The sequence below is a fragment of the Enterobacter bugandensis genome, assembly GCF_900324475.1.
In the GTDB taxonomy this organism is placed as follows: Bacteria; Pseudomonadota; Gammaproteobacteria; order Enterobacterales; family Enterobacteriaceae; genus Enterobacter; species Enterobacter bugandensis.
This window is the reverse complement of sequence record NZ_LT992502.1, coordinates 3,143,498-3,159,200: the sequence shown is the minus strand read 5'-3', so window position 1 is coordinate 3,159,200 and position 15,703 is coordinate 3,143,498. Positions and strand designations below refer to the sequence as shown.

Below are 15,703 nucleotides of genomic sequence, written 5' to 3'. Positions count from 1 at the left end.
ACGATATTTCAAGGTCTTGCTTGCTTTTTTTTTGCGAGTTAACTACCCAGCGCAACGATAAATCAACATTTTATATAAATGAAAAATACAACTGCTCTTTTACTGTCCTTTCTGACGCTCAGCCAGCTAACAGGATGTGTATTTTCACCAGGCCAGAACTTAAGTCTTTCCGGGAAAAAAGTCATTACCGGTGAGGAAATTAACGATCCGCTGGACAAACGCGTGGAAGTTTTTCCTTTAACCCCTGGATTGATTGAAAAACTGCGCCCACCCGTTTCTAAATCTCAGGCAAATCCTACTCTTGATGAGCAGCTCAAAAACTGGGAATACCGCATTGGCTCAGGGGACATTTTGACGGTCACCGTCTGGGATCACCCTGAACTCACGACGCCCGCAGGGCAGTACCGTAGCGCGAGCGACGCGGGTAACTGGGTTAACGCCGATGGTACGCTTTTCTACCCCTACGTCGGCAAGCTGAAAGTGGCGGGCAAAACGGTTTCGCAGGTACGTGAGGAGATCACCGAGCGGCTGGATGAGGTCATTGAGAGCCCTCAGGTGGACGTCAGCGTTGCCTCCTTCCGTTCTCAAAAAGCCTATATCACCGGAGAGGTTGAGAAATCGGGCCAGCAGCCAATAACCAATATTCCATTGACGGTAATGGATGCGGTGAACGCCGCGGGCGGTCTCTCTGCGGATGCCGACTGGCGTAACGTCGTGCTCACGCATGATGGCCATGACTCGCGCCTTTCACTCTATGCTCTGATGCAACATGGCGATTTAACCCAAAATAAGCTGCTTTATCCGGGCGATATCCTGTTTGTTCCCCGGAACGACGCGCTGAAAGTGTTTGTGATGGGCGAGGTGGTTAAACAGAGCACCCTTAAGATGGATCGTAGCGGCATGACGCTGGCCGAAGCCCTGGGGAATGCAGGCGGGCTGAACCAGAATATGGCCGATGCAACCGGGATTTTTGTTATTCGCCCGGTTTCACGAAAAGGCGAGAAAGACAAAATCGCCAACATCTATCAACTCAATGCGGAAGATGCCTCAGCCATGGTGCTGAGCACAGAATTCGAGCTGGAACCGTACGACATTGTCTATGTCACGACGGCACCGCTTTCACGCTGGAATCGTGTGATCGCCCAGCTGGTACCCACCATCAGTGGCGTACATGACCTGACCGAAACCGTCCGTTACATCAGGTCGTGGCCGCAATAATGTTCAATTCAATTCTCGTGGTTTGCACCGGCAATATTTGCCGTTCACCGATTGGTGAGCGGCTGTTGCGCCAGCAGCTACCCGACGCGCAGGTGACCTCGGCAGGTATTTTCGGGCTTGAAGGACGCCCGGCGGATGCGACTGCAAAGGCAGTCGCCTTACGTCATGGCGTTTCGCTGGAAGGTCACGTGGCGCGTAAGGTCACACGTTTTCTGTTACAAAAATCCGATTTGATTCTGGTGATGGAGCCAGAGCATCTCCGTTTTATTGCCTCAGTGGCGCCGGAGAATCGGGGGAAATCGCTGTTGTTTGGTCAGTGGCTGGAAACAAAGGACATTCCCGACCCGTATCGCAAAAGCCGGGAAGCCTTCGAATATGTTTTCGAGCAGTTAGGTAAAGCCAGTCAGGAATGGGCTCGTCGTTTGCGTCAACAAGGAATGAAGCAGTAATGTCGTCTCATAAATCAGACAAATTTGGTGCTGCGACACCGCATGATAATGAAATTGATCTCATTCAGCTGTTGGCTGAGATGTTTGATCATCGGGTAATGATAGCGTGCATCACGCTCCTGTTCACCGTATGCGCCGGGATCTATGCGTATAGCGTCACACCGATCTATCAGGCTGATGCCCTTGTGCAGATAGAAGCGAAGCAGGACAACTCGTTGCTCAAAAGCTTAAGCCAGTTTGGTACCGATCTTTCACCTGATGTTGCGCCCGAACTCTTGCTGCTCAAGTCGCGGATGATTCTGGGAGAGACCGTTGATAAGCTGGGGCTAACGTACAGCGTCAAACGGCGCGTGCTGCCCGTCATTGGGCCGCTGCTGGAACGAGGGCGTAAAGCCGGTGAACTGACAATTGGCGCGCTTACCCTTCCTCTTCTGGAAGACAAGCCACAGGAACTTTTACTGACCGTTCAGGAGCAGGGCCGGTATCACCTCGAAGGAAAAACGCTTGAGGCTGATGGCGTTGTTGGGAAAACGCTGGTTAAAGACGGAATAACGCTGCTTGTCACCTCGCTCAGTGCGGCACCAGGCACCCGGTTTGCCCTCAAAACCGTCACAAAGCTTGAAGCAATTAACGCCCTTCAGCGCCGACTCATTGTTTCTGAGTCGGCGAAGCAGAGCGGAATTATCACCTTAACGCTGACGGGCGAGGACCCTGACAAGATCGCCGTGGTGCTCAACACCATTGCTGAAAATTATCTCAGCCAGAATATTGCGCGCCAGGAAGCTAAAGATACCCGCAGCCTGACGTTTTTACAGGACCAATTACCTAAAATCAGGCGCGAACTGGATGAAGCAGAAGCACGACTGAACGCCTACAGAGAGCAGCGCGATTCTGTCGATCTATCCCTTGAGGCGAAGACGGTTCTCGATCAGGTTGTTAATGTGGAAAATCAGCTTAACGAGCTGACGTTCCGCGAAGCAGAAGTTTCTCAGCTTTTCAAAAAGGATCACCCAACCTACCGCGCCTTACGGGAAAAAAAACAGACCCTGGAGCAGGAACGTACGCGCCTGAATAACCGTGTCTCATCCATGCCTTCTACACAGCAGGAAATTTTGCGTTTAAGCCGTGACGTAGAGTCCGGGCGCACCATCTACCTGCAGCTGCTGACGCGTCAGCAGGAGCTGAATATCTCGCGCTCCAGCGCCATCGGAAACGTGCGGATCATTGATCCGGCAGTAACGCAGCCTGGACCCGTCAAACCGCACAAAGTGATTATCATTGTGTGCGGTATGCTGGTGGGATTGATGCTCTCTGCAGGAACGGTGTTGGTGCGCTCTGCGTTTAAACGGGGCATCACCTCGTCTGAACAGCTGGAAGCGCAGGGAATGCCTCTTCTGGCTACGCTCCCGCGCTCAGTGTGGCTATGGAAAAAAACGCATTTGCGCAGGAGGACGCTGTTTGCTTCCCACTGGAAGCACAGGACGTCAAACGTACCTTTCCTGCCCGTTGACCGTCCGGCGGATATATTTGTCGAGGCGGTGCGCGGGTTACGCACCAGTCTGCATTTTACCATGATGAATGCCGTTAATCGGATAGTGGTGATTTCAGGCCCTTCGCAGGACTGCGGAAAGACTTTAGTGAGCACCTCGCTGGCGTCGATTGCCGCTCAGGCAGGTCAACGGGTACTGTTTATTGATGCGGATATGCGCAAGGGATATGTTCACAATATTTTCAAACTGAACAACCAGCATGGGTTGTCCGGCGTGCTGGGGGGAAGCGTAGAGTGGCAGGATGCGATTCAACGCTTCGAGAAAGGTGGCTTTGATGTCTTGACCTGTGGGCCTCAGCCTTCGCATCCTGTCGAGCTGCTTATGAATGAGCGCTTCCAGACGGTAATGTCACGAATAGACAAAGAGTACGACATCGTGATTGTCGACACGCCACCGGTGCTGGCCGTGACGGATGCGCTACTCGTCGCCAGAGCCGCGGCAACCACGTTGCTGGTTGCCCGTTTCGGTAAAACCAGCGTCAAAGAGATCGAAAACTGCCGGAAGCGTCTGCAGCAGATGGGCGTCCAGGTTGAAGGCGCGATTCTCAATGACATTGTGAAATCCGCTGCGTTCTATTACCACTCGGGTTATAGCCATTACAACTACGGCTATACCCCGGAATAAAGTGACGCGACACTTCTTTACAGCATGACGCCGTATAGCCCGCTAAGATGACCTCCGTTAAATCGAGAGGTCATAATGGATAACCGTAAATTGAGTCGCCTGCGCCGCTGGGCGCGGGAAGGGAGCATACTCATTCTGCTTACGCTGGCGGTTATGTGGGGCGTGGATCAATACCGAAAGCCGTCATTACCCGCCAGCTTTAGCGCAACGCCTATGCAGAGCATCGACGGTAACATTCACGATATCTCGGCGCTCAGCAAGGAGCGCCCCCTGCTGATTTACGTCTGGGCAACCTGGTGCAGCATCTGTCGTTATACGACACCTGCGGTCGATAAGCTGGCAAAAGAGGGCGGTAACGTCGTAAGTATTGCCATGCGCTCCGGTGACGATGCAAAGCTCGCTCGCTGGGTTGAAAAGAAAAACCTGAGTATGCCGGTGATTAACGATTCAAACGGTGCCGTGTCGCAGCAGTGGCAAGTGAGCGTAACGCCGACGCTGGTGATTGTGTCAAAGGGGAAAGTAGTCAGTACCACAACGGGCTGGACGAGCTACTGGGGATTGAAAAGCAGAATGTGGTGGGCAGGCGTATAAAGATAACCCCTCTTCCGACGGAAGAGGGGTTTTGTATTACTTCGCGAGAACTTCCTGCGCGGTGCGCTCAACCAGCGACAGCAGGATTTTGATATCCTCCAGCGTCACGGTTGGGTTCAGCAGAGTCAGCTTCAGGCAGGTGATGCCGTTATGCTCGGTTACACCGACGTTTGCACGGCCGGATTCCAGCAGCGCATCACCAATTTTCTGGTTCAGCAGGGCGATGCCCGCGTCGTCCATCTGCACCTGGCCACGGAAGCGGAACAGTACGCTTGCCAGCTGTGGCTGCATAACCAGTTCCAGAGCAGGCTGCTCTTTCACGTAGGCCGCAACCTGCTGCGCCAGCGTTACGCCGTGATCGATGATCGCCGCGTATTGCTCCTGACCCAGCGCTTCCAGGCTCATCCACAGCTTCAGCGCGTCGAAACGACGGGTGGTCTGCAGAGATTTGGACACCAGGTTAGGCACGCCCGCTTCTTCGTCGAACTCAGAGTTCAGGTAGGCCGCCTGATAGCGCATCAGCTCATAGTGACGCGCTTCTTTCAGCAGGAACGCGCCGCAGCTGATGGTCTGGAAGAACTGCTTGTGGAAGTCCAGGGTGACGGAATCCACCAGCTCGATGCCGTCCAGGTAGTGACGATACTGATCAGACATCAGCAGCGCGCCGCCCCAGGCCGCGTCAACGTGTACCCAGATGTTCTGCTTCGCCGCCAGTTCAGCAATGGCACGCAGCGGATCGATAGCACCGGCATCGGTAGTACCTGCCGTCGCGACGATGGCCAGAATCTGCTCCCCGTTCGCGTTGCACTGCTCGATTTTCGCCGCCAGATCGGTCAGATCCATGCGGGAGAACTCGTCGGTTTTCACCTGCACTACGGACTGATAGCCCAGGCCCATCAGCGCCATGTTTTTCTGCACGGAGAAGTGCGCGTTTTCGGAGCACAGCACGCGAATTTTGCGCAGATCGCCCACCAGACCGTCCTGCTGAACGGAGTGGCCCTGACGCGCGAAGAATGCGTCACGCGCCAGCATCAGACCCATCAGGTTGCTCTGGGTACCGCCGCTGGTGAACACACCCGCGTCGCCAGCCTGATAACCCACGCGGGTACGCAGCCACTCGATCAGTTTGATCTCAATAATGGTTGCGGACGGGCTTTGATCCCAGGAGTCCATACTCTGGTTAGTGGCGTTGATCAGCACTTCCGCCGCCTGGCTTACCACCAGGCTTGGGCAGTGCAGGTGCGCCACACACTGCGGGTGATGAACGGACAAGCTGTCTTTCAGGAAGAACTCCACGGCGCGTTCAATCGCCGCTTCGTTGCCCAGCCCTTTCGGGTTGAAATCCAGCTTAATACGGTCGCGCAGCTCCGCGACCGTTTTGCCCTGGTACATCTCAGGCTGCTTCAGCCACTGCATCACAGCCTGAGTGCTTTGTTCAATCGCCTGCTGGTAAGCTTCAATGCTCTGCGCAGAGGAGAACAAAATTGGGTTTGAATCTGACATCGTAATCAACTACTCCGGTTACGCCGGGCGAACGCCCGCAGCAAGCAGTGCCTGCTCGAATTTATCCAGGAAGATTTTCAGCTCTTCGTCGCTGATCAGCAGGGAAGGCAGCAGGCGCAGAACGATACCGTTACGACCACCACGCTCCAGAATCAGACCGGCTTCAAAGCACTTCTTCTGAATCAGCGCAGACAGCTCGCCGTCGCCAGGGAAGCAGCCCATATGGTCAGCAGCTTCGTGTGGCTTAACGATCTCGATACCGATCATCATGCCCAGACCGCGCACGTGACCGATGACCGGATAACGTTTTGCCATCTCTTTCAGCTGGCCTTTCAGCCATTCGCCCTGTGCAGCCACTTTGCCCGCGATGTTCTGGTCTTTCAGGATTTTCAGCGTCGTCAGGCCGGTTGCCATTGCCAGCTGGTTGCCGCGGAAAGTACCGGTGTGGTGGCCTGGCGCCCATGCGTCGAACTGCTTTTTGATACCGAGCACGGCCAGCGGCAGACCGCCACCAACCGCTTTAGACATCACGATGATGTCTGGCTCGATGCCCGCGTGTTCGAAGGCGAAGAATTTACCGGTACGGGCAAAGCCAGCCTGAACTTCGTCGAGGATCAGCAGAATGCCGTGTTCTTGAGTTACTTTACGAATGCGCTGCAACCACTCAGCCGGAGCCGGGTTCACGCCGCCTTCGCCCTGAACGGCTTCCAGGATCACCGCGGCAGGTTTACGCACGCCGCTTTCAACGTCGTTGATCAGGTTGTCGAAGTAGTAAGTCAGCGCTTTCACGCCCGCTTCACCACCGATACCCAGCGGGCAGCGGTACTCGTGCGGGTAAGGCATGAACTGCACTTCTGGCATCATTCCGTCAACCGCTTCTTTCGGAGACAGGTTGCCGGTCACGGACAGTGCGCCGTGGGTCATGCCGTGGTAACCACCAGAGAAGCTGATGATACCGCTACGGCCGGTCACTTTTTTCGCCAGCTTCAGCGCCGCTTCAACGGCGTCGGCACCGGATGGACCGGTGAACTGCAGGCAGTACTCTTTGCCCTGACCAGGCAGCAGAGAGAGCAGATATTCAGAAAACGCGTCTTTCAGAGGCGTAGTCAGATCCAGAGTGTGTAACGGCAAGCCGCTGGTAATGACATTTTGGATGCTTTTCAGCACATCAGGATGGTTATGGCCAAGCGCAAGGGTCCCTGCGCCTGCTAAACAGTCAAGGTATTCTTTATTATCTGCATCGGTGATCCACACGCCTTCTGCTTTAGTAATCGCTAAAGGCAGTTTGCGCGGATAACTCCTGACGTTAGATTCAAACTCGGCCTGACGGGCCAGATAGGTTTCGTTGCTTTTGTGGGCATCTACGGTGTCAATACGGACTTTATCCGTCATCATATCACTCCTACAACCGCCGCTTCGCTATGAGCCACGATTGAATAAAAAGTTAAAAAACAGATGGGGCCTGAAAAAAACGCCGCCAATATAGAGCCTTTTGTCACGGGGCTCAATGGTTAATTTGTTTACTGTTTTGTGACATGGAGCACAGGAGAGGCAATATCACCATTTTTAAAAAGAAAATTGCACTTTATTGGCAATAAAAACAATTGCTTATTCGGAGTTTGTTTGGGTTGTTAAATGACAGAAAAGAGTGTGACAAATCGTGCCATTGGCTGACAAAAGAAGGGGGTATGCTGCCTTCATACCCCCTTATTTTTCCATCAACGACAAAAAGCGGTAGTCACATGGCGCGCGCAATGGAATCACGCATTAAAAATGGACTTTCAACGCGCGTCGTTTCCCGGTGTTGTGCTCCGTTAATAATGTGCAGGGCGCTCAGGCGACCAATTTCGTAGTGGGGCAACTGAACCGTTGAAAGAGGCGGCAAAAACAGCTCGCCAATGCCCACCATATTGTCATAGCCGATAACCGCGACATCTTCAGGGATGCGAAGCCCTTGCGCCAGCAGCGTCTGGTACACCATAAACGCGATACGATCGTTACCGCAGATAACGGAATCAAACCGCGGGATGCCGTTCCGGATACGCGCCAGCAATGCGGTCGGAATATCACGATAATGCTCATCCCCGTGCGCCATATACTCATGCTCCAGGCTGTCCGGGTCGATTCCGGCTTCACGGCAGGCGCGTTCAAGCCCCTGACGGCGTCGGGTTGTGGCCAGATGGCCCACAGGTAAATGCAGACACAGGGGCTGCCGATAGCCTTCTGCGAGTAATGCCCTGACGGCGGCGTACTGCCCCTGTTCATCATCCGGGATATAGCTGGCGACCTTTTCACCGACACTCTCACAGTTGGCCAGCACGCAGGGGAGGGTGAGCAGCTTGGCAGGAAGAGGAACCTGACGTAACCCCATCGTGGTGTAGATAATCCCGTCTGGCCGGTGGGAGAGCAGAAGATCGACAATGGCATCCGGATTGTCGTCAGCAAACATATTCATGACGAAGCTATTCCAGCCGTGCATCCTGGCCGTCTCTTCAATGGACAGCGTAATCTCCACCGAAAAAGGTGTCGTGACCGTATCGAGCGCTAGCACGCCTATGGTTTTAGGCGAAGCATTCGCGCCGCGTATTTTCTTGGCGGACAGATCGGGAACGTAGCTGGTTTGTTCGATAGCCCACTGTACGCGCGCCAGCGTTTCCGGTTTAAGGTGCTCCGGGCTATTAAGCGCGCGGGAAACCGTCATCAGCGATACGTTAGCCAGCTTTGCGACGTCCTTCAGGGAAGCCATTTTCTTACTCCGTTAATGCTCTGTGAGAGGGTATACAACTAAGTCGCTGATGTAAAAGGAAGGCTGATGACCAGGTTAAGTCATGCTTACCTCAGTTATGAATTTATGATCGCGATCTCACTTCCTTAATGTTAACGTTAACTTTCGTGATTAACATCTTAAATCTTAATCAGGCAGCATGAGAAAGCATGTATGTTAACGTTACCATTAGGTCATTACTCCAACACGAGAATGCCATGATGAAAACGCATCACTCTCACAGCTATCCCTTACTGAGCGCATTACTGTTTTTCTTTTTTGTCACCTGGTCATCTTCCGGCTCGTTGCTCTCTATCTGGCTCCACCAGGAAGTGGGGTTAAAAGCGGGGGATACGGGCGTTATCTATGCCGTGCTTTCCGTCTCCGCGCTGTTTGCTCAAATCTGCTATGGATTTATTCAGGACAAACTCGGCCTGCGCAAAAACCTGCTCTGGTTTCTGACCAGTCTGCTTATTCTTTCCGGTCCGGCCTTTTTGCTGTTTGGCTATCTGCTGCAAGTTAACGTGTTGCTGGGCAGTATTTTCGGCGGGATTTTTATTGGCCTGACGTTTAACGGTGGGATTGGGGTGCTGGAATCCTATACCGAACGCGTGGCCCGTCAGAGCCAGTTTGAGTTTGGCAAGGCGAGAATGTGGGGATCGCTTGGCTGGGCGGCGGCAACCTTTTTTGCGGGGCTCCTGTTTAACATCAATCCGAAGCTGAATTTCGCTGTCGCGAGCGGCGCCGGGCTGGTGTTTTTTGTTTTGCTCGCGCGCCTGCGGGTCTCTTCCGCACCGCATGCCATGCAGGAAGCGGTGTCCGGTGGCAAGGTGACGCTGGAAGACGCATTGCGCCTGCTGACGCTGCCGCGTTTCTGGGCGCTGGTGTTTTTCGTTATCGGCACCTGCATTTACGGCGTTTACGATCAGCAGTTCCCGGTCTATTTCTCATCACAGTTCCCGACGTTGCAGGAAGGGAACGCCATGTACGGCTATCTCAACTCCTTCCAGGTTTTCCTTGAGGCGGCGGGCATGTTTTGCGCCCCGTGGCTGGTGAACCGCCTCGGCGCGAAAAACGGCCTGATATTCGCGGGAATGGTGATGGCAATGCGTATGGTGGCATCTGGTCTGGTTGAGGGGCCGGTGCTCATCTCCATTACCAAGCTGCTGCACGCGGTAGAACTGCCCGTATTGCTGGTCTCGGTATTTAAATACAACAGCTTACATTTTGATAAGCGGCTCTCTTCCACGCTCTATCTGGTGGGCTTTGCCTGTACAAGCTCGGTGATTGCGTCTGTGCTGTCGCCGCTGGCGGGTTACAGCTATGAGAAATACGGCTTTGCCCAATCCTATCTCATTATGGGGCTGTTAGTGTTCAGCACCACGCTCATCTCCATCTTCCTGTTGCGCTCGGGTAAGTCTTCTTCTGACCCGCTCATGCCGCAACCTTCCACTATATGACTGAAAAGAGTAAACAAATGATGTATTCCATTGCCAAAGCTGAACAATCATTACAGGCCAAACGCGGCGATCTTAACCTGCGCTGGTATCCGCGTTACCACCTCGCCGCGCGTGCCGGCTGGATGAACGACCCGAATGGTCTGGTGTGGTTTGACGGCTGGTATCACGCGTTTTACCAGCATCATCCGTACTCGACCCAGTGGGGGCCGATGCACTGGGGTCATGCGCGCAGCAAGGATTTAGTTCGCTGGGAACACCTCCCGGTGGCGCTGGCACCGGAAGGGCCAGAGGATAAGGACGGCTGTTTTTCCGGCTCGGCGGTGGTGGATGGCGATACGCTGGCGCTGATTTATACCGGCCACAAATTCCACGGCGATCCGGATGACGAGGCTAACCTTTACCAGGTGCAGTGCCTGGCAACCAGCCGTGATGGCGTCCATTTTACGCGGCAAGGAACGATCGTTGACACGCCGCCTGGGCTGCATCACTTTCGCGATCCAAAAGTGTGGCGGGAAGGGGAGCGCTGGTACATGGTTGTCGGGGCGCGGGATGGCGAGATGGGCCAGGTGCGCGTTTACCGTTCTGACGACCTGCGCGAATGGCAGGATATGGGCGTGCTTGCGGTGGCTGAAAAAGAGATGGGTTACATGTGGGAATGCCCGGACTTTTTCACCCTCAACGGCAAACGCGTGCTGATGTTTTCACCTCAGGGGCTGGCTGCGGAGGGATTCAAAAATCGCAATCTTTTCCAGAGCGGTTACCTGCTGGGGGAGTGGCAGCCCGGCCAACCTTTCGCGCGTGAAGGTGAGTTTGTGGAGATGGATAGCGGGCATGATTTCTATGCGCCGCAAAGCTTCCTGACGCCTGACGGCCGCCGCATCGTTATCGGCTGGCTGGACATGTGGGAATCTCCCCTTCCGGAACAGCAGGACGGGTGGGCTGGCATGCTCTCTTTACCGCGCGAACTGACGCTAAGCGCGGATAACCGCCTGCAGATGCGGCCAGCCAGAGAAGTGGAAAGCTTGCGGGGAGCGTGGTTCCCCTGGCCGGTGAGCACGCTCAACAATCAGCAGATCGTTCAGGTGGAAAGCTGCGATGCGATGGAGGTTATTCTGCAGTGGGACTGTGCTAACAGCAGCGCGGAGCAGTACGGCATTCGTCTTGGCGACGGATTCCGTCTCTACGTTGATGCGCAGATGCAGCGCCTGGTGCTGGAGCGTTATTATCCGCAGTATGGCCTGTGCGGTACCCGAAGCGTCGCGCTGAATCTGAACGACACGCTAAGCCTGCGCCTGTTCGTTGACAGCTCGTCAGTGGAAGTGTTTGTCAATGAAGGGGAGGCGTGCCTGAGCAGCCGCATTTATCCTGATGAAGGGGCGCGCGAACTGGCAATGTTTGCCTGGACGGGAACCGCATCGCTTATTGATGCCGGGGCGTGGCAGCTAGAGTAATACGTTAAGGCCTGCGAATTAAAAAGGCGACAGGTGTCGCCTCTGCTTCTATTTAATCTTTGTTGCGTAGCCTTCGAACTTTCCTTCTTTACTCACCGCTAATTTGCCTTTAGCAGGATAGTAAATGAAGGTGTATAGCCCTTGTGAATAAACTTTTGCCTGAGGCTCATTTTCATCCAGCGCGCCCAATACGCCATCGACATCCAGGATCTCGCCTTTAATTGTGATCTTCATTCCTTCCCATTTAAAGGCGTGTAACGCTTTGGCCGCCTGAGCATGTTGTTTCACGTCTTTTTTAACCCAGATACCCGTACCCGATGCGGCATCACGCGCGTTCGCCCATGCTGCATTTTGTGCGGCTTCATTATAAGCATTCTGGCGATTTTGCTCAGCCAGGTAGCAGGTATCTTTGCTAATGCCCTGGCGCTCACATTCGGCCATGCGCTGAGCAGTTGAAGTACACGCAGAAAGCAGGATGGCAGCACCAGCTATTAATACCGCTAAGAGTGACTTTATCATTACGATGATACCTTTGGTGAAATATATTCTATAGAAGAAGGTTTAATAGCCGCAAATATAATAAGCCTGATACATAATACCTAACCATGCGCCAACGATAATAAGCATCAGGTACACTATTACAGAGATAACAATGTATTTTGTCATACTGGTTATTTATTAAAAGCCAATCCCTACGCCGACTGAAGCCCCCATATTATTTGCTGTGTCATCAGAGAAGCTCACTTTACCAACCATATGTTCGTTAAAGTTAACCGACGCCCCAACCGCTAACGCGCTTTCACCGTTGTAAGTCGCACCGCCAGCCGAGAACATCACGCGCTGATTTGTTTGCACCTGAGGTAAACCGGCCATCGCCATCGCGCCGCTGATACCTGCGTTTGCTTCTTTCTTGTTATTATCGACTTCCTCACGCAGCGATTTAAATTGCTGGTTAGCGTTGTTATTCAGAGCCTGTAATGTCTGTTTGGTCGCCTGCAGCTCCTGAGCCTCGGCCGTAACCGCCTGACTATTAGTAGCGACTTTAGCCTTTGTTGTCGTGTCTACCTGCGTGCGTGTCACAGTGGTCATCACGCCATTTTTTCCATCTTTGCCGTCTTTACCATTCGCTCCGTCACGTCCGTTAATTCCGGCAACGCCCTGTGCGCCGGTGTCGCCTTTCTCACCCTTAGCGCCGTCTTTTCCATCAACCCCGTTAGTTGGTTTTGGTGCATTCTCAAGAGCTAACAGGCGGCCATCTTGTATACCGTTAGTAGCTTCAACAGTTGCAAGGCGGCTATCCTGGACAGCGTTAGCAGTTTCAATATTAGTAATTGCAGTTCCGTTAGTCAGCACGCCCTGTAACGCCGCATCACCTTTTTTATTAGCGGTGTCAGCAAGAGCGCCTGCTAATTTAGCTTCATGATCGACACCAGAGACAGAAGTCTGAAGAGAGGAAATATTATTGGCGTTAGTGCTGATATTACCATTACTTGCGTCAATCTCGTTTTGCATCCGCTCACGATCGCCTTGTAAGTTATAGATCTGCCCGTCTTGTTTTACATTTTCAGCTTTCATATTATCCAGATTATAAGCGGTATTGTCAGTCCCCTGGACCTGAATAAAAGAACCTGAATTGAATACGTTATCGTTAAGGTTTACGGTTACATCAGCTGCTTGAGTTACGGTCATAGAGCCAGTGAAAATAACACCAAATAAAAAAGCAGTAACGGCATTTTTAACAACTTTCATTTGTAAAACACTCATCATTTAAAAAGTAAAAATGGGCAAGGCTGGCTATCCTGGCGTGTTGATGTAACGTCTGGTTACGCCCGATTAAAATAACGGAGTTACGTTAAATTTTGAATAAATCACTTAATTCGTAACGTGCGGTAACTATCAATTAATGCGAGCTTTTGGATATTGATCTAAATCATAAATGGCATGAATAGCCAAAGTGAATTTTTAAGAGGTGAAGGCAAATATCTCAATGTTTACATTAACTTATAAGATGAGAGGCCAAACGCGAGTTTCGCGGTAACCCCTTGATTGAGAGGCTAAATGTTTAGCGGGGTTAAACCGTTTGGGGATTGCTTTATATTTCATTCGAAATAAGTTTTAATGATTAATGAAACGTAAAATAGACTAACTGAAAGCGGAAAAAAATTATGTTGGTCGAGCTATTTCTTACACGCTGAAAAAGTGGATGTTTTTTGGACGTAATGGAAATGTTATAGCGGATGGTGTTGATTTAAAGAAGTGGCATAATAGTTCTGTAATTATCGCTGCTAGCCTTTTCTTTCGCACCAACCCTGCGTGAAGAAGCGATCCCCACAAGGGCGCTTGCGTCAGCCAGCAACTTCCCCTAATCTGGCAAAAAGTAAGTCAATTCTTACCAAATGACTCGGGGTGCCCTTCTTCGTTGAAGGCTGAGAAATACCCGTATTACCTGATCTGGATAATGCCAGCGTAGGGAAGTCAGATGCCTTCCCGGTCATCGCTTCTTCACGCAAGGCAGGAGCGAACCCATGCAGCCTGACCTGCTCGATTTACACGTTTTACACTACTTCCGTACCCGTTCTCCGCTGACCCACTGCATGACCAACGATGTCGTACAGACCTTTACGGCCAACGTTTTGCTGGCCCTTGGCGCATCCCCGGCGATGGTGATTGAGGCCGAAGAGGCCGAACAGTTTGCCGCGATAGCCGATGCGCTGTTAATCAACGTCGGCACGCTGACCGCACCGCGCGCCCAGTCGATGCGTCGTGCCATTGAAAGCGCGGTGGCGGCAGGCAAACCCTGGACGCTGGACCCGGTTGCGGTGGGTGCCCTGACGTTCCGCACCCGTTTTTGCCATCAAATTTTGGCCCTGAACCCGACCACCATTCGCGGCAACGCCTCTGAAATCCTGGCTCTGGCCGGAATGAGCGCGGGCGGGCGCGGTGTTGATACCACCGACACCGCCGCCAGCGCGTTGCCTGCCGCTCAGGCGTTGGCCCGCCAGACCTATGCCATTGTGGTGGTCACCGGCGAGGTGGACTACATCACTGACGGAGAGCGGACCCGAACGGTAACGGGCGGAGACCCGTTAATGACGCGCGTAGTGGGAACCGGGTGCGCGCTTTCTGCCGTTGTGGCGGCGAGCTGCTCGCTGCCGGGGAACAGGCTGGATAATGTTGCCGCCGCCTGCGGATGGATGAAGCGCGCCGGAACGGCAGCCGTTGCGCGCTCGCGCGGGCCAGGCAGTTTTACCAGCGCCTTCCTGGATGCGCTCTATACGCTGGAGGAACAGGCATGAAGCGGATTAACGCCGTGACCATTGCCGGTACCGACCCCAGCGGCGGCGCGGGCATCCAGGCCGATCTGAAAACCTTCTCGGCCCTTGGCGCGTATGGCTGCTCGGTGATTACCGCGCTGGTAGCGCAAAACACGCGCGGCGTGCAGTCGGTCTACCGTATCGAGCCGGATTTTGTTGCCGCGCAGCTGGATTCGGTGTTCAGCGACGTGCGGATTGATACCACCAAGATCGGCATGCTGGCCGAAACGGACATTGTGGAGGCGGTGGCCGAGCGGCTTAAACGCTATCAGGTGCAAAACGTGGTGCTGGATACCGTCATGCTGGCAAAAAGCGGCGATCCGCTGCTCTCTGCCTCCGCCGTTGAGACGCTCCGCAATAAGCTGCTGCCGCAGGTGGCGCTCATCACGCCCAATCTGCCGGAAGCCGCCGCGCTGTTAGGCACGTCGCACGCGCAAACTGAACGCGAAATGAAAGAGCAGGGGTATGCGCTGCTGGCGATGGGCTGCGGGGCGGTGCTGATGAAAGGCGGTCATCTGGATGACGCTGAAAGCCCGGACTGGCTCTTTACCCGCGACGGCGAGCAACGTTTTACGGCTCCGCGCGTACAGACCAAAAACACCCACGGCACGGGGTGCACTCTCTCCGCCGCGCTGGCGGCGCTGCGCCCGCGGCATGACGGCTGGGCTGATACGGTGCGAGAAGCGAAAATCTGGCTGTCGGCGGCGCTGGCAAAAGCCGATACTCTGGAAGTCGGTCACGGTATTGGGCCGGTTCATCATTTTCATGCGTGGTGGTAA

The 15,703-nt window shown here is 53.6% G+C and carries 13 protein-coding genes and 1 riboswitch; of the genes, 8 read left to right on the top strand and 5 right to left on the bottom strand.

Annotated elements, in window-relative coordinates:
- Positions 1 to 78: 78 nt before the first annotated feature.
- From DG357_RS15300 to DG357_RS15285, 4 genes are all read left to right on the top strand, one after another.
- Positions 79 to 1,218, top strand: a complete 1,140-nt coding sequence (locus DG357_RS15300; RefSeq protein ID WP_088204802.1) for a polysaccharide export protein — start codon at positions 79 to 81, stop codon at positions 1,216 to 1,218.
- Complete coding sequence (locus DG357_RS15295) at positions 1,218 to 1,667, top strand: arsenate reductase/protein-tyrosine-phosphatase family protein (RefSeq protein ID WP_028013831.1); 450 nt, start codon at positions 1,218 to 1,220, stop codon at positions 1,665 to 1,667. Before DG357_RS15300 ends, DG357_RS15295 begins: the two co-directional genes overlap by 1 nt.
- Positions 1,667 to 3,841 (top strand): polysaccharide biosynthesis tyrosine autokinase, encoded by a 2,175-nt coding sequence (locus DG357_RS15290; protein ID WP_088204803.1) that lies wholly within the window; start codon positions 1,667 to 1,669, stop codon positions 3,839 to 3,841. Before DG357_RS15295 ends, DG357_RS15290 begins: the two co-directional genes overlap by 1 nt.
- A gap of 75 nt (positions 3,842 to 3,916) precedes the next feature.
- Positions 3,917 to 4,432: a protein disulfide oxidoreductase gene (locus DG357_RS15285; RefSeq protein WP_088204804.1), complete on the top strand. Its 516-nt coding sequence runs from the start codon at positions 3,917 to 3,919 to the stop codon at positions 4,430 to 4,432.
- Between the two features lie 36 nt (positions 4,433 to 4,468).
- On the opposite strand, the gene DG357_RS15280 is transcribed toward DG357_RS15285, so the two are convergent.
- From DG357_RS15280 to DG357_RS15270, 3 genes are all read right to left on the bottom strand, one after another.
- A complete protein-coding gene (locus DG357_RS15280) occupies positions 4,469 to 5,935 on the bottom strand; it encodes a pyridoxal phosphate-dependent decarboxylase family protein (protein WP_028013828.1) in 1,467 nt (488 codons plus the stop codon).
- Between the two features lie 18 nt (positions 5,936 to 5,953).
- Complete coding sequence (locus DG357_RS15275) at positions 5,954 to 7,330, bottom strand: diaminobutyrate--2-oxoglutarate transaminase (RefSeq protein WP_014884533.1); 1,377 nt, start codon at positions 7,328 to 7,330, stop codon at positions 5,954 to 5,956.
- 343 nt (positions 7,331 to 7,673) lie between these two features.
- Entirely contained in the window at positions 7,674 to 8,681 is a 1,008-nt protein-coding gene (locus DG357_RS15270) for a LacI family DNA-binding transcriptional regulator (protein WP_088204805.1), read from the bottom strand.
- Positions 8,682 to 8,917: 236 nt separating this feature from the next.
- Here DG357_RS15270 and DG357_RS15265 point away from each other — a divergent pair, with 236 nt between their 5' ends.
- Positions 8,918 to 10,159, top strand: coding sequence for an MFS transporter (locus tag DG357_RS15265; RefSeq protein ID WP_063943473.1), 1,242 nt, complete (start codon positions 8,918 to 8,920; stop codon positions 10,157 to 10,159).
- A 17-nt stretch (positions 10,160 to 10,176) separates the two neighbouring features.
- Complete coding sequence (locus DG357_RS15260) at positions 10,177 to 11,610, top strand: glycoside hydrolase family 32 protein (protein ID WP_088204806.1); 1,434 nt, start codon at positions 10,177 to 10,179, stop codon at positions 11,608 to 11,610.
- Positions 11,611 to 11,658: 48 nt separating this feature from the next.
- Here DG357_RS15260 and DG357_RS15255 read toward each other — a convergent pair whose 3' ends face one another.
- Positions 11,659 to 12,129: a hypothetical protein gene (locus DG357_RS15255; RefSeq protein WP_088204807.1), complete on the bottom strand. Its 471-nt coding sequence runs from the start codon at positions 12,127 to 12,129 to the stop codon at positions 11,659 to 11,661.
- A 159-nt stretch (positions 12,130 to 12,288) separates the two neighbouring features.
- Positions 12,289 to 13,359, bottom strand: a complete 1,071-nt coding sequence (locus tag DG357_RS23205) for a YadA C-terminal domain-containing protein (protein ID WP_224222658.1) — start codon at positions 13,357 to 13,359, stop codon at positions 12,289 to 12,291.
- A 643-nt stretch (positions 13,360 to 14,002) separates the two neighbouring features.
- Positions 14,003 to 14,100, top strand: a riboswitch (TPP riboswitch).
- 35 nt (positions 14,101 to 14,135) lie between these two features.
- On the opposite strand from DG357_RS23205, the gene thiM reads away from it, so the two are divergent.
- Together thiM and thiD are read left to right on the top strand one after the other, a co-directional pair.
- On the top strand, positions 14,136 to 14,906 hold the full coding sequence (gene thiM, locus DG357_RS15245; RefSeq protein WP_088204808.1) for a hydroxyethylthiazole kinase: 771 nt from the start codon (positions 14,136 to 14,138) through the stop codon (positions 14,904 to 14,906).
- On the top strand, positions 14,903 to 15,703 hold the full coding sequence (thiD, locus tag DG357_RS15240; protein WP_088204809.1) for a bifunctional hydroxymethylpyrimidine kinase/phosphomethylpyrimidine kinase: 801 nt from the start codon (positions 14,903 to 14,905) through the stop codon (positions 15,701 to 15,703). The genes thiM and thiD overlap by 4 nt, the downstream gene beginning before the upstream one ends.

Coding starts and splice junctions, on each gene's coding strand:
- DG357_RS15295 (WP_028013831.1), top strand. CDS start 1,218: ATGTTCAATTCAATTCTCGTGGTTTGCACCGGCAATATTTGCCGTTCA.
- DG357_RS23205 (WP_224222658.1), bottom strand. CDS start 13,359: ATGAAAGTTGTTAAAAATGCCGTTACTGCTTTTTTATTTGGTGTTATT.
- DG357_RS15300 (WP_088204802.1), top strand. CDS start 79: ATGAAAAATACAACTGCTCTTTTACTGTCCTTTCTGACGCTCAGCCAG.
- DG357_RS15280 (WP_028013828.1), bottom strand. CDS start 5,935: ATGTCAGATTCAAACCCAATTTTGTTCTCCTCTGCGCAGAGCATTGAA.
- DG357_RS15270 (WP_088204805.1), bottom strand. CDS start 8,681: ATGGCTTCCCTGAAGGACGTCGCAAAGCTGGCTAACGTATCGCTGATG.
- DG357_RS15255 (WP_088204807.1), bottom strand. CDS start 12,129: ATGATAAAGTCACTCTTAGCGGTATTAATAGCTGGTGCTGCCATCCTG.
- DG357_RS15265 (WP_063943473.1), top strand. CDS start 8,918: ATGATGAAAACGCATCACTCTCACAGCTATCCCTTACTGAGCGCATTA.
- DG357_RS15290 (WP_088204803.1), top strand. CDS start 1,667: ATGTCGTCTCATAAATCAGACAAATTTGGTGCTGCGACACCGCATGAT.
- thiD (WP_088204809.1), top strand. CDS start 14,903: ATGAAGCGGATTAACGCCGTGACCATTGCCGGTACCGACCCCAGCGGC.
- DG357_RS15275 (WP_014884533.1), bottom strand. CDS start 7,330: ATGATGACGGATAAAGTCCGTATTGACACCGTAGATGCCCACAAAAGC.
- thiM (WP_088204808.1), top strand. CDS start 14,136: ATGCAGCCTGACCTGCTCGATTTACACGTTTTACACTACTTCCGTACC.
- DG357_RS15260 (WP_088204806.1), top strand. CDS start 10,177: ATGATGTATTCCATTGCCAAAGCTGAACAATCATTACAGGCCAAACGC.
- DG357_RS15285 (WP_088204804.1), top strand. CDS start 3,917: ATGGATAACCGTAAATTGAGTCGCCTGCGCCGCTGGGCGCGGGAAGGG.